The sequence below is a fragment of the Halalkalibacter oceani genome (assembly GCF_023715705.1).
Taxonomy (GTDB): domain Bacteria; phylum Bacillota; class Bacilli; order Bacillales; family Bacillaceae_D; genus Halalkalibacter; species Halalkalibacter oceani_A.
In genome coordinates this window covers 161,800-180,460 of the sequence record NZ_JAMBOS010000006.1, presented here as the reverse complement: position 1 = coordinate 180,460, position 18,661 = coordinate 161,800, and the positions used below count along the sequence as shown (strand labels likewise).

The window sequence follows — 18,661 nt, the reverse complement described above, 5'->3', positions numbered from 1 at the left end:
AACCTCCTGTAAGGTGAAACTAAGAGGAAACATTTATCTTTTCAATTTCACCTTACAGACTAAATTTCTTAAAAAAGTGAATAAAAGTGAAATTTCTCCCTTTGGAATAGGCATTTTTTCTAATATGTCCTTGATGATATCTCGGATATACTTAACATTGATCTTTAAGGTTTCCTTGAACTCTCAGTGGAAGCAACTAATAAAGGAAGCTTGTAAGATCACCATCTCTACTATCGTCCCTTCCGTTACACACTTCGCCACTCTTCATATAAATCCTAACTTTCTTCAACCAATCAATTATACACTCCTGAATACATCGGTCATAAACTCCTGCATCAGCGGACTGATCGGACGGTCATGCCGATAGATCACTGAGATCGAACGGTCATGAATGAAGTTTGGTAACGGCCGGACGGCAAGCTTGTTCTGTTTTACTTCCTCCTCCACAGCCCGCTCTGATAAAATCGTCGCCCCCGTACCGAGGATAACCATCTGCTTGATCGCCTCAATACTCGTTAATTCCATTTGAATATGTAAGCTGAGTTTCTCCCGCTCCACCCACTTATCAATGATTTGACGCGTGGAACCGGACTGGTGAATATAAATCGGGACTTGTTCGATATCTTCAAGCGTTATTTGCTCTTTCTCCGCTAAAGGATGATCGGGGGAATGAACGAAGACAAGGCGATCCGGGACAATCGCTTTGCATAGCAGCAATGAATGCTGTAGCGGTTGAATCGAGACGATGCCGAAATCGACCTGCTTTGCTTCGACCATCTTGATGATCGTAGGGGCTGAATGAACATGGAGCGTAATTTGGACGTTCGGTCGCTTCACATGAAACTGACTGCAAATAGGCGGTAACACATAGCTTGCCGGAATCGTACTCGCCCCGATTTGCAGCTCCCCTCTTTTATACGATTGATAATCCTTCATCACCCGTTCAGCTTCCGATACGAGCAGAAGAATTTTCTCCGCATACTGGTAAAGCATCGAACCGGCCGAGGTTAGGACGGTTTCTTCCCCCTTTTGTTCATACAAGATCACACCTAAAGAGTCCCGCAGCTTTTTCAAGTGGAAAGAGACGGTTGGCTGCTTTAAATTCATCTCACGCGCGACCTTTGTGACATTTTTCGATTGGCAAAACCGATAATAAATATCGAGCTGCTGCAAGTTCATTGTAAACCCTCTCTCTCCCTTATAGATTAATTCTATCGTATCATGAGTAATTCATTGAAATTATTAATTATACGAGTGGGTTTCTCACAACGGGCTTGTGGCGTATGAAGCCATTGCCAGTAGGTCCAAAGCTAGTTTTGTCTCAAGCTCATTAATCGGTTTCATTCCTTATTTATTGTGAAGGAGTGAGTTCCCTCCACTTCCTTCTTTTCGCACCGGAACGGATTGGCTGCGCGATAAACCGCCAAGACAACGTGGCAACCACAAGCGTAATCCCCATTTGGATCAACATCCAAACGAGCCGATTTTCTCCATTTCCTGCCGGAAAGAACAAAACGATAACCGGATAATGCCATAAATAAATACCGTATGAACGAATGCCGAACCACCGTAGCCACTTCCATTCGAAAACACGATTGATCCAAGTAGAGGGGTGAACGGCGGCGACGATCAAGCCAGCTGCCGCCAATGACTGCAGCACCATACCACCGCGGTACAGGAAAGCATCATACTCGGTCGTCTTCCACATCATCCAAAGCAAACCGGCCAAGCTGACAGTCCCGATAAAATTAAGGGCGAGACGCGCCCCATTATGATCAGCCAGCTTCTCCTTGACGATTTGGCTCGGTAAACTTAGCGCAAGTGCCGCTCCGATCAGAAGAGAGAAGGCGCGGGTATCTGTCCCGAAATAGACTCTGCTAGTATCGAGTAGCCCCGGTTGATAGAGCGCTGCCATTCCAACGATCGAAGCCAGAGCTCCGATGAAGATCAAACTAGTGAGAAGCCTGTGGTTACGAACGAACCGAAGGCCAAGTAAAAGCAAAAATGGCCAAATGAGATAAAACTGCTCCTCAACAGCGAGCGACCAGAAATGCAAGAGCGGAGAAGGCAGTCCAAAATTAGAAAAATAGCCGACATCGTGAAAGATGAACCACCAGTTCGTCAAATAAAAAAGAGATGCGAACCAGTCTCCCAAAAGATTCGCTAATTGCAGAGGATGAAACAGCGCTGTCCATAGCGCGACAGCCAGTAAGACGACAAGCTGGGTAGGAAGCAGACGCTTGATTCGCCGGATCCAAAACTGGCGAAAATCAATTCGCCTCGTATTTTTCCACTCCATCATGAGAAGGTCTGTAATGAGATAGCCGGATAAGACAAAAAATACGCCGACACCTAAAAAACCACCAGGGACCGCTTCCAGAACGATGGTCATTCTTTGAACATATTATAAGAAAGCACTGTTTATAAGAAAATATCAGCCGTTTTTTTTCATTCTGTGATAAAATATGTACATGAGCTCATCTATGCTAAAAACGGGACTTCGATTTTTATTAAAAAATTTATAAAACGCTTTCAAGCTTTCTGAGCATCGTTTTAGCCATGATGATAGATTGTTGATAGAAATCTACAGTAAGGAGTTTGAAAACTATGAATTTATCTTACAAATTTGATGAAGTTGCTAGACTTCCGTTACCGGAAGATAATGTCGCAGTGGCGACGCGTCAGCTCGATGCTGGTACGGTGATTCACTATCAGGGGCAGGAGCTGACTTTGGATTATACAGTCATGGAAGGGCACCGCTTTGCGGTAAAACCAATTGCGCCGGGCGATGATATGCTTTCGTGGGCACTGCCATTTGGCGTCGCGCAGAAGGAAATCCAGCCTGGAAATTACGTGATTAACGAGGGAGTGCTTGAGGCGCTGAGTGTGCGTGGGCTTGACTTCGCCTTGCCGCCGGAGCCGAATTTTTCCGACGATGTACCGGAATTTGTTCTTGATGAGGAAAGCTTCCAGCCTGCCCCTGCCCTGCCCACGTATAAGGAAACACGGACGTTCATGGGCTATCGTCGCAGCAAAGCACGCGGGGTCGGAACAAGAAATATGGTCGTCCTGTTAGGCACAACTTCACGAACCGGCAGTTATGTGAAACAGCTGGCTGCGCGCCTGAAAGGCGAACTGCCGAATTATCCGCAAATTGACGGAATTGTCCCGGTCGCTCATACAGAAGGAGACATAAAGCAGCCGAACAACCTTCCATTGTTATTACGGACCCTTTCCGGATTTATGGTCAACCCAAACGTCGGTGCCGTTCTGCTCGTCGATTACGGAAATGAAGGCGTTACCAACAAAATGGTTGAAGAATATGCAAGAAGCCACGATTACCCGGTTGATGATGTTCTGCACCGCTTCCTTTCTATCCAGGATGGATTTGAAGAAAGCTTGGCCAAAGGGGAAGAAATTGTCCGACAATGGTTGCCGGCTGTAAATGCAATCGAACGAACACCCGAGTCAATCAGCCATCTTAAAATCGCTTTGCAGTGCGGTGGTTCCGACTCCTTCTCCGGCATTTCCGCCAATCCGTTGCTCGGTTGGATTTCAAAGGAGTTAATCCAGTATGGCGGCGCTGCCAACCTTGCGGAAACGGATGAACTAATCGGAGCTGAACCGTATGTTCTGCAGAAAGTTCGCGACGTCGAGACGGCACGCAAGTTTTTAACGTTAATCGATGAGTTTAAGACACGGACGGCCTGGCATGGGGCGAATGCCGAAGGGAATCCATCAGGCGGAAATAAATTCCGCGGACTCTATAATATTTATTTGAAGTCGATTGGTGCCGCCCGCAAAAAAGATCCGGATATGCGTCTTGATTATGCGATTGATTACGGTGCGCCAATGCACAATTCAGGATTTCATTTCATGGACAGTCCGGGGAACGATCTTGAAAGTATCGCCGGCCAGGTTGCCTCCGGCTGTAATCTGATTTTCTTTACAACAGGAAATGGCTCTGTGACCAACTTTCCGTTTGTGCCGACGCTCAAGGTCGTGACGACTTCCCGCCGGTTCGAGCTGCTTTCAAAGGATATGGATATTAATGCCGGTCTGTATCAGGATGGCATGCCGATGGATGAGCTCGGCAAGCAAACATTTGAATTAATGTTGAAAACAGCCTCCGGTCAACGCAGTGTCGGGGAAAGAGCAGGCCATGCGCAAGTACAAATTTGGCGCAACTGGCAGCAGACCGATGCGAGCAAACTTAAAGAGCTGCTCACTAAGCCGGAGCCGACTGGTGAGCCGATTGCCATCCGCACAGACGGAGCAGTCATCCCTTCTGTCACATTCAGCTTTACGCGTCAGAACGATCATCTCGCCAGTGACGCCATCGGCTTAATTTTACCGACGAGTCTCTGTTCCGGTCAGGTCGCCAATATGATCGCCAAGCGTCTGAATGAAAAAGAGCTCGGTCAGGAAAAAGGTCTGTCCCGCTTTGTGGCATTGGCTCATACGGAAGGCTGTGGGAACTCGGCTGGTCAGCCTGAACAGATGTATGCCCGCACGATGATGGGCTATCTTCGTCATCCTCTTGTTAAACATTGCCTTCTGCTGGAGCATGGCTGTGAGAAAACACATAATGACTTTATGAAAAATCAAATGAAAGAGAATGACATCGACCCGAGCCGGCTCGGCTTTGCCAGCATTCAGCTTGATGGCGGCATTAAAAAAGTAACGGAAAAGGTCGAAGCTTGGTTTACCGAGCAATTGGCCGTCACTCCGCCGCGAAAAGAAGAAGTAGTCGGGCTTGAAGGGTTGCGCGTCGGCATTATCACTGATGGTTCCGTCACTGATGTTGACGGAGAGCAGCTGGCCGCTTTAACAAAAATGATTGTCGGTGCCGGCGGATTGGTCGTCCTTCCTGAAAACAGCCAATTGCTTGAGACCGAAGCTTATCATAAGCCGCTGTTTACAGCAGCGAAAGTCGAACCGTCGTTATCATACGGTGAGCATGCCCGTAAAAATGGGTTCCATATAATGGAGGCGCCAACGACGCATTGGGTTGAGACGGTTACAGGATTAGCGGCCACGGGCGTTGAGCTCTTTATTGCCTTGACAAATGAACAGCCGATGCAAACCCACCCGTTTGTGCCGATGCTGCAAATGTCTTCAAATCTGACGATGCAGCAACGATTTGCCAATGATCTGGATCTCATCCTCAGCGGTGATCCATCGATCTGGACGGAGCAAATTTTAGAACGCTGTAAGCAAACGATTGAGCATGCTTATACCCCGCGTCTCTTCCAGCAGGGGAACATTGATTTCCAATTCACCCGCGGATTGCTAGGCATCTCATTATAAAAAGTAGAGGGATGTTCTTCCATTTGGAGGAACATCCCTAACATCGTGAATTCAACAGATTCCAAAGTTTACCAAAAATTATTTTCTACACAAACCGACAGCGGAAAATTAACCTGCTCCCTTTTATTAAAAAATTATTTAGGTTCTTCCAAAGCTAAACGGAGTCCAAAGATAATAAAAATCGCTCCACTTAAGCCCTCCATTGCCTTTTTAACACCTTCTTTCCTCATCCAAACACGAACTAGGTTTATGACATAAATGTATACTGTAAACCAAGCAAGTTTTATTAACAAATATACTGCACCAAGCACAAAGAATGTCATTAACGTATCCGTTTGAGGGGTAATAAATTGAGGAAGAAACGCCAGATAGAAAATTGTCACTTTAGGGTTTAATATATTAGCCAGGAATCCTTGGACCATGAGAGATTTTTGTTTACCCTGTGCGCTATTTGGTATCTTTTCACCTAAACTCTCCTCTTCCTTTTTCATTGATAATAAAGCTTTTATTCCTAAGTATACGAGGTAAATGGCACCCACATACTTAAAAATCATGAATGCCATAGCTGATTGCATAATAATCGCTGATAAACCTACAATGGATGCTATAGTATGGACACTTATAGCAAGGAGTGTCCCTATTAAGGTTTTAAATCCACCTGATTTCTGATGGACAATCGTATTCCTTGTAATCACTGCTGTGTCTGGCCCCGGGACTATGATCAAAAGAAAACTTGTAATTGAAAATAGCAATAGAGATGAAAGCATCTAACCCCTCCCTATCATCATTTAAACCTAAACTATAACGCTAAACGTTATCTCTTTCAATTAGAGTTTTCGTTCACTTCGGATCGGCTGCGGAATAGGGCCCTTCCCTTGCTCCCTCATTTCATGATCCATAAAAGCACCTCTTTCCATTCAATGGAGTTTCCTCCTGTTGTAAAAAACCTTTTCTATATATATGAGCTGCAAATGATGATTATTTCCTGCCAAGCAACAGAAAAAGCCCAGAAAGGAGAAGCTAGGCTCCTTTCTGGGCAAGTTGTCTATAATCAGGTTGCTGCTTAATGAAGGGCGCCTCCCTGCTGCTGCCCGCCATCCGGACTGATTGCTTTTTTCATAAATAGCGCGATGAATAACGCCGTGACGCTTAACGCAATCGCAAACCAGTAGGCATGGTGAACGCCGATTGTCATTGCTTCATCAAGCATCTGCTGGGTGACCGGTCCGGTCTGGGATTCAATAAAACGGTTGCTACCCTGTGACACGATACTAACAAAAATCGAAACACCGAGCGCTCCAGCAATCGGCTGCATCGTGGTCGCAATCGCTGTACCATGTGGATATAAATGTACAGGTAAATCATTTAACGCATTCGTTTCTGCCGGCATCATGATTGAGGTTATCGCCACCATCAGCACCAAATAGACGAGCATAAAAGTCCACGCCGAAAGCGACGGGTCAATCGTGCTGAAGAAAATCATTACCGCGACTAAGACAGTCGAACCCGGTATAATCAGTTTTCTCGGACCAAAGCGGTCAAACAACGTGCCCATCACTGGAGACAGCAGTCCGCTTAACAACGCTCCCGGTAAAAGCAGTAACCCGGCAAGTTTCGCAGAAAAGCCGAGAGGGCCTTGTAAATACATTGGCATGATGATCTCAGAGGCGAACATTGCCATGACAACAATGACAAACACGGTAACGCCCTGGGCATAATTGCGATACGTGAAGACACGAACGTCAAGAAGCGGTTCCTCCAGCCTAAGCTGACGCCGGACGAAGAAAATCAGCGACAGCAGGCTGATCACAATGATCACCAGCACGGCTGTCGACGTAAACCCTTGTCCACTTTCTCCGGCGCTGCTAAACGCATACACAATTCCACCGATTCCGATGCTTGAGAGGACAATCGAAAGAATATCGGCTTTCGGTCGGGTCACCTCTCCGACATTTTGTAAATATTTCAACGCGAATAAAATCGAGAAAATGGCAAACGGGATAACAGAGATGAATAACCAGCGCCAGCCAAGCAAATCAACGATCACACCTGATAACGTCGGTCCGAGCGCCGGGGCGAACATAATCACAAGACCGAATGTCCCCAGGATCTTCCCGCGCACTTCGACTGGATAGATTAACAGCAAAGCATTAAAAATAACCGGGATTAACAGCCCCGTTCCAACGGCCTGGACCATCCGGCCAACAAGCAGCATCGGAAAGTTAAGGGCGCAGGCGGCGATCGTCGTCCCGAGTAAAAAGATCGACATGACCCCGATAAACATTTGTCTTGTCGTAAACCATTGAATCAACAAAGCGGAAACAGGCATTAATACTCCCATGACGAGCATAAATCCGGTCACCATCCATTGGACCGTGTGAGTCTCAATCGAAAAAACAGCCATCAATTCCGTCAACGCAATATTGAGCAATGTTTCGTTTAAAATAGCAAAGAATGCCCCGATCATAAACGTGATCAGGATCGGCTTCGTCTTCATAGTAGGGTTCATTGGCTCCTCCAGGTGAATAAAATAAAAAAACTCCTTATCATTTCTGAACAGGAGGACAACCATGCGTATATACAGCACTATAAGAGACAAGCCTTTCATGCAAAAAAAGGCTTATGATTTATCAGCTATATGAAAAATACCATGATTTTATCCAATCCTATTCAAAAAACGACAAACGCAAGCGCGACTGTCTTTTTTCATTTAGAAGATTAATAATCTCTTCTTCAATAGGATTAGTAGATCATGGTAACCACCCTTCCGGCTTGTAATCATCATAATCATAGCGATCGTTCACAGAAATGTCAAGGTTTTTTTATGAGAATGTGGACAAATTATGACTGTCATATTTTGTAGAATGCAGCATATAGTAGACCATAATCTTGATGGAGGGGCTGCTATGGTCATTCATGTCGTATGGGGCGGAGAGACGCTCTGGCAAATTGCCGGCTATTACAATGTGAACATTCAGACGATCATCGAGCTGAACCAACTCGAGGACCCAAACCAGCTCGTTAACGGTCAGACGCTGATTATTCCTGCGGCTGGAAGCTCCTATGTCATTAAGCCTGGTGATACGCTTTCGACGATTGCCGCACAATACGGGGTCTCGGCCCAGGCAATCATTATCGCCAACCCGTCATTGAATCCCAATCTGCTTTACCCCGGAGAAACACTGATTATTCCACCTGTTCACTATATCGTTCAGCCTCACGATACACTTTCCCATATTGCCAACCATTTTGGTACGACAGTCGAAGCGCTTGTAGCTGAAAACCAGCTTTCCGAAGCAAATTTGATTTACCCGGGTTCCCCTTTGCTGATTCCTCGGCCGCGACCGGTCATTGAAGTCAACGCGTACACCTATCAAGAGGATCAGGATGCGGCCCGGACTATCGCCTCCCTCAGTCCTTTGCTTACGTATATGAGTCCATTCGCTTATATGATAACGGAAACGGGAGAGCTTGAGCCGGTTGAGGATGAGCTGACAATCGCAGCAGCCTGGGAAAATCAAGTGATACCGATGATGGCCGTTACCAATTTCACATCAACCGAAGCAGGTTCCAATTTAGCTCACACGATTTTGGCGAACACTGATTTGCAGGAGCGGCTGCTGACCAACATTGTGACGATTATGCGAGAAAAAGGATATAGCGGTATAAATGTCGATTTTGAAAATGTTCTGCCTGATGACCGAGAATTGTATAACCAATTTCTCGAGCGGGTTGTTGCCCGCCTTCATCCGGATGGTTATTTTGTTTCAACCGCCGTCGCCCCGAAAACAAGTGCCGGTCAGGCCGGCCTGCTCTATGAGGCTCATGATTATGAGGCCCATGGCCGGATCGTTGATTTCGTCATATTAATGACTTATGAATGGGGCTACCGGCTTGGTCCGCCTCAAGCGATCTCGCCACTATCCAATATGAGACAGGTCGTTGAATATGCGTTATCTGTCATGCCAGCTGAGAAGATTTTTTTAGGATTTCAAATTTATGCGCGTGACTGGCTCCTCCCCCATGTCGAGGGCCAGGAAGCGGAAACGTTCAGCCCGCAGGAAGCTGTGCAACGGGCAATTCGTTATCGCGCGCCTATCCAATATGATGCAGATACCCAGGCTCCCTTTTTCCGTTATACGGATGAAAGCGGGCAGGCTCATGAGGTTTGGTTTGAGGATGCCCGCAGCGCCCAGACGAAATTTGACCTAATTAAAGAGTTTCAACTACGTGGAGTCAGCTACTGGGCGCTGGGCTATCCTTATCCGCAAAACTGGGCCTTACTAGAGGCGAATTTCACCCCCCGAAAAAGGTAGTATGCCGGACTTCATTTATGACGAGAATTGCGAATCGCAGCAATCCCCTGCTTTACGGCCTGCTGGTACAGCCAGACGTCGCCTGAATAAGCGATAAAACGGTAGCCTTTTTCTTTCCAGTAAATCGCCGCTTCCACGTCCGCGACAAAACAGCCTGCTGCTTTGCCGTGCTTCTCGCAAACTTCGACGACATGCTCCATCGCCTGAAGTAAACGCGGGTGATCGTATTGCCCGCTAATTCCCATAGATTGCGAGAGATCGAGGTTTCCGACAAAGACGACATCAACACCCTCCGTTGCCGTGATTTCCTCGACATTGCCAAGCCCGGTTTCATTCTCGATTTGAGCGATGATTAATGTCTCCTGATTGCTTCGTTTCATTTTCGCTGAAATGTCTCCACCAATAAAATCATCGTGGGCAAGGCTGAAGGCTGTCCCTCTTTTGCCAAGCGGACCATATTTGGTTGCATCGATAATGCGTTTTGCCTGTTCCTTTGTTTCAACAAAAGGAATCATCAGCCCCAGCGCCCCGATATCGAGAATTCGGCTCAAATGGCTATACTGGCTATCCGGCACCCGGACGAAAGGAAGAATGGAAGCACCCCGATTATAGCTCATTAGCTGGCGCATCGAGTCCATTCCAATGCCGCTATGCTCCATATCATAGATAACAAAATCCGCTCCGGTCTGCTCCAAAATCGCGGCGACTCCTGGAGTATTAAATTCAAACACCATCGTGCCAATCGCCGTTTTCCCTGCTGCAAGTGCTTCTTTCACATGATTTTTTCTCATTATTCTGGCTCCTTTTCTTCGTAAACGCTTTCAAATTATCGTTTCGTAGCTTGATAGCGTGCGAGTTTTTGCTGAAAGCCCGGACGAGTTAATGCTGCCGGGTTGACGACGCTGTCTGGAATAAGCCCCTGGGAAAGACGGATAAGCCCACGAATATCCTCTTCGCCAAGTCCGCGGAATAATTCATCGGTAAAACCAATCGCATGCGGGGCGAGTACGACATTATCAAGCCGGGTTAATCGATCATCCGGATCAAGCGGCTCCGTTTCAAACACATCAAGTGCTGCACCTTGAATCCGGCGTTCCTCGAGGCAAACGGTGAGTGCCTGCTGGTCGATGACCGGACCACGCGAAGTATTAATTAAAAACGCCGTCGGCTTCATCAAGGAAAGCTCCCGCTCACCAATTAAATGGTAGGTAGAATCAAGCAACGGACAACTGACACTGACAAAATCAGCCTGCTGCAACAACGCATCCAATTCAACGAGTTCGACTCCGAGCGCCTGCGCTTCCTCTGGTGAAACATAAGGGTCATAAGCGATCGCCTTGAACTTTAATGGCTTGGCGATAGAAAAGAATTCCCGCGCAATTCCTCCGAGTCCAACCGAGCCGACCACTTTGTTGACAAGGCCGATTCCCATGTAATTCGGCGTCTCCTCCCACGTTCCCTGACGGACAATCCGGTCTTTTTCCATCACCCGCGAGCTCAACGTGAGCAAAAATGTCAATATTGAAACAGCCATCGGTCTCCGTACTGCTTTCGGGGCAGTAAAACAGATAATGTCAGACTCGGTACAGGCTGCTAAATCGACATTGTTATAGCCGACTCCTGCCCGGGCAATCGCCGCCAGCCGCGTCACACCCTTGAAGGATTCCTTCGTATAGCTTGGATACAGGCTGATCACCGCATCGTACCCCAATAGTTGATCCGGCGTTACGACACTCTTATATTCTTTGAAAAATTCGTATTCGATCTGCGGGTGCTGATCAAGTAAATCAAGGCCGATATCCGCCTTCAATTCCCCGTCCGGATTTAGAAAATCCCGCGTAATCCCAATTTTAAACGATGCCAAAAACGTCTCCCCTCTCTTTCGTCAATTTAATATGTAATATATCACTTAATGCCTAAAAACTCAACTTCTTATTATTGAGCCGGGCCAAGCTTATGCAATGCGCGGGCCGTCTAAGAGGAGATCAGTTCTCCTCTTAGACGGCCTGCGAACAAAGGCGAAAAATCGTTATATTTTAGCAGTTGCCGCGGCCTGCTTTTGCACCGTTGCAGCTTCAGTCAGCTTGTTTACAGCACTGAACAGTGCTCGGACGGATGAGGTCATAATATCAACATCAATTCCGCAGCCCCAATATACCGTGCCGTCTTCGGCTGTGATTCCAACATAGGATGCCGCGCGTGATTCTGAGCCAGTTTCTAAGGCGTGCTCCTTGTAGATCAAATTCGAGTAGCGAATACCGAGCTTCGTCTGAAGGGCGTTGCTGATCGCATCTAGACGTCCGTTTCCACTTCCCTTCATCTCTTCCACACGGCCATCCTTTTTCATTTGCACGGTCGTTTCAAAGTCATCGTGCTGAGTGAAGCTGTATGTGATAAACTCGATCGGTGCTGTAAGATTGACGTATTCTTTTAAGTAAATATCGTAAATCTCCCCCGGAAGCAGTTCTTTATGCTGCCGGTCTGATACTTGCTTAATCCGGTAGCCGAAGTTCTCACGCATCTTTGCCGGGAGGTCGAAGCCGTATTGCTGCTCAAGCACATAGCCGATGCCGCCCTTTCCCGACTGGCTGTTAATCCGAATGATGTCACCCTCGTATTCGCGGCCGATGTCCTTCGGATCAATTAACAAGTACGGGACATTCCATGTATCCTTCTTATGATCCTCGCGCCATTTCATCCCTTTGGCGATCGCATCCTGATGCGACCCGGAAAAAGCGGTAAAGACAAGATCGCCTCCATAAGGGTGACGCTCATGCACCTTCATTCTAGTTAATGGCTCATACGTTGCAATAATCTCACGGATATTGCTGAAGTCCAGCTTCGGATCAACACCGTGTGAATACATGTTCAGCGCAAGCGTAACAATATCGACATTCCCTGTTCGTTCACCGTTACCAAATAGTGTTCCTTCGACTCGCTGCGCCCCGGCAAGCATCGCCAGCTCGGCATCCGCGACCCCTGTCCCGCGGTCATTGTGAGGGTGGACAGAGACAATGACATTCTCGCGGAAATGCAAGTTATCGCTCATATACTCAATCTGACTGGCGTACACATGCGGCATTGAAAACGAGACCGTCGCCGGTAAATTGATAATCACCGGCTGTTCAGCGGTAGGCTGCCACACATCAAGCACGCGATTACAGATCTCGAGCGCGAATTCCATTTCTGTTCCGGTAAAGCTTTCAGGCGAATACTGGAACATGAAGTTCCCTTCGGTTTCAGCCGCGTATTTCTGAAGAAGCTTCGCGCCGGATACGGCAATTTCGATAATTTCCTCTTTTGATTTGCGGAAGACCTGCTCACGCTGAGCGACCGATGTGGAATTATATAAATGGACTACCGCTTTGTTCGCCCCGCGCAGCGATTCAAATGTTTTCTTAATAATATGGTCGCGTGACTGAGTCAACACCTGAATCGTCACATCATCTGGAATTAGATTTTCTTCAATCAGTGTCCGTAAAAACGCATACTCTGTTTCAGAAGCAGCCGGGAAGCCAACCTCAATCTCTTTAAAGCCGATATCGACTAATAATTGAAAATATTTCAGCTTCTCTTCCAGACTCATTGGCACGACAAGCGCCTGGTTTCCATCACGCAAATCGACACTGCACCAGACCGGAGCCTCTGTAATATATTCCTTCTCGCTCCATTTCATGCTTGTTACCGGCGGGACGAAATACCCTCTGGCATATTTGTTTACATTTTTCATGTTTAAACCACCCTTTCTTTTCGCATTAATAAAACAAAAAAGCCTTCCATCCCTATCGACAATAGAGACGAAAGACTGTGACATCTTACGCGGTACCACTCTGATTTCATACCGGAAACCGGTATGCAGCTTTAACAGATACGGGGCTGTTTGCCCTTATATCCTCCTATTATAACGGATAGGAACCGTCTCCACCTACTATCATTTCAGCGAGCTACTTCAAGGCGAGTTCGGATTTTTTCCACGGCTGTTTTTCACCACCCAACAGCTCTCTGAGCGCTTCGAAAATCGTACTATTCCTCTTCGTCGTATTTTAAGTGTTGGCAAAATCATACTACATCCGCCAAAGCTTTTCAAGTTTATTTTGAAAATTTCATCATGCATCGCGAAATCACTTATGTCTGTTCACTGACAATGACCGACCAGCCTTTTCCTTCATAATCATTGTATCCTTTTGTTTTGCAGTACGCGATTATTTTCCGCTTTCCTTCCACCGATTCATGCTGATAGCCGATCGTTGTTTTCCCCTGTTTAAGCAGCTGTACCGCGGTTAAGGAACCGAGGTCTTTATTTAAAATATCCTCCCTTTTCTTCGACGCAATCACCATCCCGTCTTTATTAATTAAATAAAGCTCCGTCTTCTCATCAATTTTGACTTCGTCAATGATGTCATAAATGTAATCCCAGTTAAACCATGTCGTCAGAACGCCGATGACAGCATTGGAATGATCGAATATCGAAGCGGCATAATTCATCGTGAAGCCCTGGACGGCAGGCGCGTGATACATGTCAGAAGCATACACTTTCCCTGATTCAAGCGTCTGTTGAAACCATCTCGCCGTCGAAAAATCAAGCCCGGTCAGGCTCGTGTTGGTACCCGAAGCGACGACGCTTCCGTCAAGATTGACAATCGTCAAATCGTAGTAGACCGTATAAATTTTTTGCAGCTGACTGAGCAGCGTCTCCGCTTCAGAAATCGTCCCCGGACCAGGCTCCAGCAAGCAATTTTTAACCGCTGTAAACGTTGTCCATGCCTGTACATCACAGTTGCGCTCAAATAAATTTCGATCAATCTTATCAATCGTATCAAAAGCGACATCGACGGTGCGGACCGCTATCACTTCATTTGTCTTTTCTTGAATGGTACGGATCAGCTGATTATTGATCGTATTCGCTTTAAGATTCTCATCGGCAAACTTTTTTATTTCGTTTGCCACAACTGAAAAGCCACGCCCTGCCTCCCCGGCCCTTGCCGCCTCAATCCCAGAGTTCAGTGCCAGCAAATTGGCATGGGTTGAAATTCGATTTGTCGTTTTAATGGACCCTTCCATTTGATTATATAGCTCTTTAAGTTCACTCCACAGCTTGGATACATTGAGCTCTTTTTCCCCAATCACGGTCATCCCCCCAAAATAGTTCAATCAACCTACTTATTTTGACAAAAGAAAACCGATTCCTTGTGTAAAACCAAAAACCATGTAAGGTTATCTAACATAGAAATTCCCCCGGCAAAAACTGTCGGGACAACAAGTCAAAACATCGGTTGATTTGCATTGACGGTCAGTCCTCATCATGGACCGAGGAGCGTTATTATATTAAAAAATCATTTTAGCAATTTTCTAATAAACATAATTAACCAACAAATAAGAAAGGATAAAACCGGTAATACAATGTTCCAGGTTGTCAGAGACATTTCTAAATGCGGATAATAATAATTACTATACCAGACTTCATACGATACATTTAATAGTAATGTTACTATGGGAGCAACCAACACTTTTTTTATGAGGATAGCAATAAAAACCCCTGACCCGATCACAAAAAAAGGGACAATAACCAGTTGCATGAAAAAAGGGCCAAAATAATTCGAAATTACTCCCATCCAAATTCCTCCTCCTATCACTGTGTTTTTATAACTTTCGCCGACATCTTTTAGTCAACACCAAACTCACTAGCATCTGCAATGGCGCCTTTGTACCCCAGTCTTTCATTCCAATTAACTGCCAGCATATTTGATCTCACTTCATGATTCTTAGAGTTTGCGCGGAATCATATAAACAGGAAAGCTATTTTATTACAGTAGACGTAGCGTTTGCCCTTGTCAGCAAACGCTACGTCCCCAGATAACCTAAACAGGCTTTTATCTCTGTTTTTTTAACATCACTTCTCCAATACCAGCAATTTGCAACGTCAAATCATCAAGGTCTTCAAATAAAGATAGTGGGAAATTCCCCGAAATAACAGTCGTTTCTTCATCTGTTACCTCTACTCGATAACCGCCTATTTCATACCTCTCATCATCTTCGGTCAAAATAGTTATCTGCAAGAACTCAGCCGAATGGTCACCCTCCATCTCAAATTGAATGAATAAGCTTGTTGGATATGCTGTAGCTTTAATGATCTTAATTGAATGATCTTCGTCAGATGCTTTGTATGGAACAGGATCTCCTGTATACTCTTCGTCCATATTGCTTAATGGGATATTCCATTCACCGTCTACACTACTAAATGTCCCATCCTCATGCCATAGTTTAATGGTTTCTATTTTGAATATAAATATAGAATCATGAATAGACGAAATTTCTTCTCCTATGGCGCTAAATAATAGCTCCATCTCCACCCTGCCGTCGGAGGTGTTCAATTTACTTTGCTCACTTCCTACTTGAAAGGAATGCAGCCCATCTCCTTTCAATGGTTTGGTGTCAGGAATCATCTCCAAAAGATACGTACCATCTCCATTTACTAAACGGTAATCTAAAGTAACTTCGACAATATTTTCAAGTTGCGTCCACTCGTCAAACAATATTGATAAACTTATTCCAAGCTTTCTTCCATCATAAAAGTGCTGTTCTTTTGTGATCCTTATACTTTCATCACTAATTGTTGCTCTATCGTCATTGACAAAGCCTTCATCAATCGCCAATTGAGCACCGCGATCATTTGAAAAGAATAATTGTGTAAAGCTCGCTTGAACATTTTCATTAGTTGCCATTACACCGATTACAATTAACACAACTGCAGCGCCAATCGAACGTTGGACCATGTTTTTTCTCTTTTGCATACTTGATTTCTCACGAATATCATTATACGTTTCATCTAATGCTTTACGAATGTGGTTTGGAACGTTTCCCAATTGTCTCACCCTTTCACTTGGATAATAATTCATTGCGATAATAATTATTGCGCAGACTAACCTTTCCTCTCGATAGCCTTGATTTTACTGTTCCTTCCGGGATCTCTAAAAGCTCACTGATTTCTTTCGTCGTGTAGCCAATCTCATAATGGAGAAAGAAAATTAGTTTTTGCTGATACGGCAAGCTATTTAAAGCCTCATTAAATTCAACATGACTAAACGTTTCTATTTTCCCGACAAAATAATCTTGTAATTCCACCCACTCATTTGTTTGCTTTTGTTTAGCTACATTTGAACATTTATTCAGTAAAATTCGATAAAGCCATGTTTTAAAGTATTTATTTTTCTTTAATGCATGCAATTGTTCAAATGCAGACAATATTGTATCCTGCAGTACGTCGGCAATATCCTGTTCATTTTTTAATAATCGCTTTGCTGTATAGTAGAGAACTTCTTCATATTGCTGAACCAACAATACAAAGGCATCACCATCGCCCTTCTTTGCTTTTTTTACCAACTTTTCCATACCAGCTCTCCTTCAAGATGTTTTTTTGCTTATACTAATTAGAGAAAATAAATGCCAATATAGTTCCCTCTATATTTTTTTTAGCATGACGGAGGCAATGACAGTAGCGCTTCGTTCCAATAAAAAAACAGCGAGTGAATCTGCAAACTAGCGCAGAATTCAACTCACCGTTTTGCTGTCAAAACATCCGTTTTACGATGACATCGGTGTCTTTGCAGCCGCTTCGCTCGCTTTCTCATCAAGCTTTGCGACTTGAGCTCTCCAGAAAAATAACGACGATTGAATTAGAGGGCCGATCAGGACAACGGCGAGGAAGGTTCCGATAAAGACCGGCCCTCCTCCAAGAAGCCAGCCACAGCCCAGCGCTGTCGCCTCAATCACCGTTCTCGTTAAGCGGATCGACCAGTTTAGCCTGGCCGCGAGCGCCAATGTAAAGCCATCGCGTGGGCCGGCGCCGATTCCTGAACCGACATACATCCCTGAGCCAAACCCCATCAATAAAATTCCGGCCGCAAGCAGCAGGATATGAAGCCACAGCTGTCCGGTGTCAGGGAGCAGACCACTCGCCAAAATAAGGTTAAGAAAGACTCCGACCAGGATCGCATTTAAAAAAGTCCCGATTTGCGGCCATTCTCTGTCCAATTGATATTTCATCACAATTAAAAGCATCCCGATAATAATGACACCGAGCCCAATTGAGATTGGGAATTTAGCAGCTAACCCCGTATGAAGCACATCCCACGTTGATACCCCAAGCTCCGCCTGAATCATACAGGCACAGCCCAACGCCAGTAAAAATGTCCCGATAACAAAAAGGAGCCATTTTTGCCAACTTCTATATTTTTCCTTTATTTTCATCATTTTTTCCTTTCTGGTTACACCGGTAACCAGGTTTCTCTCTGCTCCCTCACCCGTCGTTAGCGATAGTTGATAAACTGAACATCAATCGTCAGATCAGCTTCCTTCACGGCTGCGATCACAGCCTGTAGATCATCGCGGTTTTTGCCGGTCACCCGGATTTGATCATCCTGAACCTGGCTCTTTACTTTTAAGCCGCTGTTTTTAATAAGAGCTGTAATCTTCTTTGCTGTCTCCTTGTCAATCCCTTGAATAAGCTTGGCCCGTTGACGAACCGTGCCGCCGGAAGCGTTTTCGATCTTGCCATAATCCAGACTTTTGACGGAGATCCCGCGCTTGATCAGCTTGGAGACAAGAACATCCTTCAGCTGCTCGAGTTTATATTCATCGTCGGATACGAGGACGATTTCTTCCTTTTCAAGCGCGAGGCTGCTTTTGCTCCCTTTAAAATCATAGCGGTTTTGAATTTCCTTCGTCGCCATTGTCACGGCATTCGTGACTTCCGCCGTGTCGACCTGAGATACGATATCAAATGAACTATCCTTTGCCATGTCTGAATCCCTCCGTATTCTTTATAAGTTGTGCCAGCTGATTAATGTGTTGAAATCGGGCTGTCGGTTAGCCTTGGCGGGTCATCCCCATTGCTGTCACCGTTGTCCTGACCATTTGTAATCAGAATGTTCAAGATAATAAAAGCAGCAATGATCAGCCAAAGCCACCATTTCTTCCAAATCGGCTTCTTTTCTGCCATATGTATTCCTCACTTTTTACCTTCAGCTACCTCCAGT

The 18,661-nt window shown here is 45.6% G+C and carries 15 protein-coding genes and 1 other annotated feature; of the genes, 2 read left to right on the top strand and 13 right to left on the bottom strand.

Translation table 11 applies throughout. The annotated features are described in order from the left end of the window. Positions 1–297: 297 nt before the first annotated feature. Entirely contained in the window at positions 298–1,179 is an 882-nt protein-coding gene (locus tag M3212_RS08680) for a LysR family transcriptional regulator (RefSeq protein ID WP_251193567.1), read from the bottom strand. A 172-nt stretch (positions 1,180–1,351) separates the two neighbouring features. After that, positions 1,352–2,392, bottom strand: coding sequence for an acyltransferase family protein (locus M3212_RS08675; RefSeq protein ID WP_251193566.1), 1,041 nt, complete (start codon positions 2,390–2,392; stop codon positions 1,352–1,354). A 215-nt stretch (positions 2,393–2,607) separates the two neighbouring features. Between M3212_RS08675 and M3212_RS08670 the strand changes: the two genes are divergently transcribed. Further along, positions 2,608–5,310, top strand: a complete 2,703-nt coding sequence (locus tag M3212_RS08670) for a UxaA family hydrolase (protein ID WP_251193565.1) — start codon at positions 2,608–2,610, stop codon at positions 5,308–5,310. A 134-nt stretch (positions 5,311–5,444) separates the two neighbouring features. Here the strand turns inward: M3212_RS08670 and M3212_RS08665 are convergent, their stop codons facing one another. Then, entirely contained in the window at positions 5,445–6,077 is a 633-nt protein-coding gene (locus M3212_RS08665) for a LysE family translocator (RefSeq protein ID WP_251193564.1), read from the bottom strand. A 296-nt stretch (positions 6,078–6,373) separates the two neighbouring features. Beyond that, the gene (locus tag M3212_RS08660; RefSeq protein ID WP_251193563.1) at positions 6,374–7,819 is read right to left on the bottom strand and encodes a DHA2 family efflux MFS transporter permease subunit; all 1,446 of its coding nucleotides are present in this window, start codon (positions 7,817–7,819) and stop codon (positions 6,374–6,376) included. Positions 7,820–8,216: 397 nt separating this feature from the next. Between M3212_RS08660 and M3212_RS08655 the strand changes: the two genes are divergently transcribed. Further along, on the top strand, positions 8,217–9,626 hold the full coding sequence (locus tag M3212_RS08655; RefSeq protein ID WP_251193562.1) for a LysM peptidoglycan-binding domain-containing protein: 1,410 nt from the start codon (positions 8,217–8,219) through the stop codon (positions 9,624–9,626). Between the two features lie 11 nt (positions 9,627–9,637). On the opposite strand, the gene M3212_RS08650 is transcribed toward M3212_RS08655, so the two are convergent. From M3212_RS08650 to M3212_RS08605, 9 genes are all read right to left on the bottom strand, one after another. Next, on the bottom strand, positions 9,638–10,417 hold the full coding sequence (locus tag M3212_RS08650) for an HpcH/HpaI aldolase family protein (RefSeq protein ID WP_251193561.1): 780 nt from the start codon (positions 10,415–10,417) through the stop codon (positions 9,638–9,640). A 35-nt stretch (positions 10,418–10,452) separates the two neighbouring features. Continuing rightward, positions 10,453–11,490 carry an NAD(P)-dependent oxidoreductase gene (locus M3212_RS08645; protein ID WP_251193560.1) on the bottom strand — a complete coding sequence of 346 codons (1,038 nt, stop codon included), beginning with the start codon at positions 11,488–11,490 and terminating at the stop codon, positions 10,453–10,455. Between the two features lie 165 nt (positions 11,491–11,655). Beyond that, positions 11,656–13,356 (bottom strand): 2-isopropylmalate synthase, encoded by a 1,701-nt coding sequence (gene leuA / locus M3212_RS08640; protein WP_251193559.1) that lies wholly within the window; start codon positions 13,354–13,356, stop codon positions 11,656–11,658. A gap of 60 nt (positions 13,357–13,416) precedes the next feature. Next, positions 13,417–13,672 (bottom strand) — a binding site (T-box leader). 79 nt (positions 13,673–13,751) lie between these two features. Continuing rightward, positions 13,752–14,753 (bottom strand): methyl-accepting chemotaxis protein, encoded by a 1,002-nt coding sequence (locus M3212_RS08635; RefSeq protein ID WP_349774179.1) that lies wholly within the window; start codon positions 14,751–14,753, stop codon positions 13,752–13,754. A 743-nt stretch (positions 14,754–15,496) separates the two neighbouring features. After that, positions 15,497–16,489: a DUF4179 domain-containing protein gene (locus tag M3212_RS08625; RefSeq protein ID WP_251193558.1), complete on the bottom strand. Its 993-nt coding sequence runs from the start codon at positions 16,487–16,489 to the stop codon at positions 15,497–15,499. A gap of 13 nt (positions 16,490–16,502) precedes the next feature. After that, positions 16,503–17,015 carry an RNA polymerase sigma factor gene (locus M3212_RS08620; RefSeq protein ID WP_251193557.1) on the bottom strand — a complete coding sequence of 171 codons (513 nt, stop codon included), beginning with the start codon at positions 17,013–17,015 and terminating at the stop codon, positions 16,503–16,505. A 192-nt stretch (positions 17,016–17,207) separates the two neighbouring features. After that, positions 17,208–17,873, bottom strand: a complete 666-nt coding sequence (locus tag M3212_RS08615) for a YczE/YyaS/YitT family protein (RefSeq protein WP_251193556.1) — start codon at positions 17,871–17,873, stop codon at positions 17,208–17,210. A 59-nt stretch (positions 17,874–17,932) separates the two neighbouring features. Then, positions 17,933–18,424: a YajQ family cyclic di-GMP-binding protein gene (locus M3212_RS08610; RefSeq protein ID WP_251193555.1), complete on the bottom strand. Its 492-nt coding sequence runs from the start codon at positions 18,422–18,424 to the stop codon at positions 17,933–17,935. A 41-nt stretch (positions 18,425–18,465) separates the two neighbouring features. Then, positions 18,466–18,624 (bottom strand): hypothetical protein, encoded by a 159-nt coding sequence (locus M3212_RS08605; RefSeq protein ID WP_251193554.1) that lies wholly within the window; start codon positions 18,622–18,624, stop codon positions 18,466–18,468. Positions 18,625–18,661 lie beyond the last annotated feature (37 nt).

Excerpts from the sequence above, each read along its gene's own strand:
- leuA (WP_251193559.1), bottom strand. The coding sequence starts at position 13,356 with ATGAAAAATGTAAACAAATATGCCAGAGGGTATTTCGTCCCGCCGGTA.
- M3212_RS08620 (WP_251193557.1), bottom strand. The coding sequence starts at position 17,015 with ATGGAAAAGTTGGTAAAAAAAGCAAAGAAGGGCGATGGTGATGCCTTT.
- M3212_RS08655 (WP_251193562.1), top strand. The coding sequence starts at position 8,217 with ATGGTCATTCATGTCGTATGGGGCGGAGAGACGCTCTGGCAAATTGCC.
- M3212_RS08605 (WP_251193554.1), bottom strand. The coding sequence starts at position 18,624 with ATGGCAGAAAAGAAGCCGATTTGGAAGAAATGGTGGCTTTGGCTGATC.
- M3212_RS08680 (WP_251193567.1), bottom strand. The coding sequence starts at position 1,179 with ATGAACTTGCAGCAGCTCGATATTTATTATCGGTTTTGCCAATCGAAA.
- M3212_RS08675 (WP_251193566.1), bottom strand. The coding sequence starts at position 2,392 with ATGACCATCGTTCTGGAAGCGGTCCCTGGTGGTTTTTTAGGTGTCGGC.
- M3212_RS08650 (WP_251193561.1), bottom strand. The coding sequence starts at position 10,417 with ATGAGAAAAAATCATGTGAAAGAAGCACTTGCAGCAGGGAAAACGGCG.
- M3212_RS08670 (WP_251193565.1), top strand. The coding sequence starts at position 2,608 with ATGAATTTATCTTACAAATTTGATGAAGTTGCTAGACTTCCGTTACCG.
- M3212_RS08660 (WP_251193563.1), bottom strand. The coding sequence starts at position 7,819 with ATGAACCCTACTATGAAGACGAAGCCGATCCTGATCACGTTTATGATC.
- M3212_RS08665 (WP_251193564.1), bottom strand. The coding sequence starts at position 6,077 with ATGCTTTCATCTCTATTGCTATTTTCAATTACAAGTTTTCTTTTGATC.
- M3212_RS08615 (WP_251193556.1), bottom strand. The coding sequence starts at position 17,873 with ATGAAAATAAAGGAAAAATATAGAAGTTGGCAAAAATGGCTCCTTTTT.
- M3212_RS08610 (WP_251193555.1), bottom strand. The coding sequence starts at position 18,424 with ATGGCAAAGGATAGTTCATTTGATATCGTATCTCAGGTCGACACGGCG.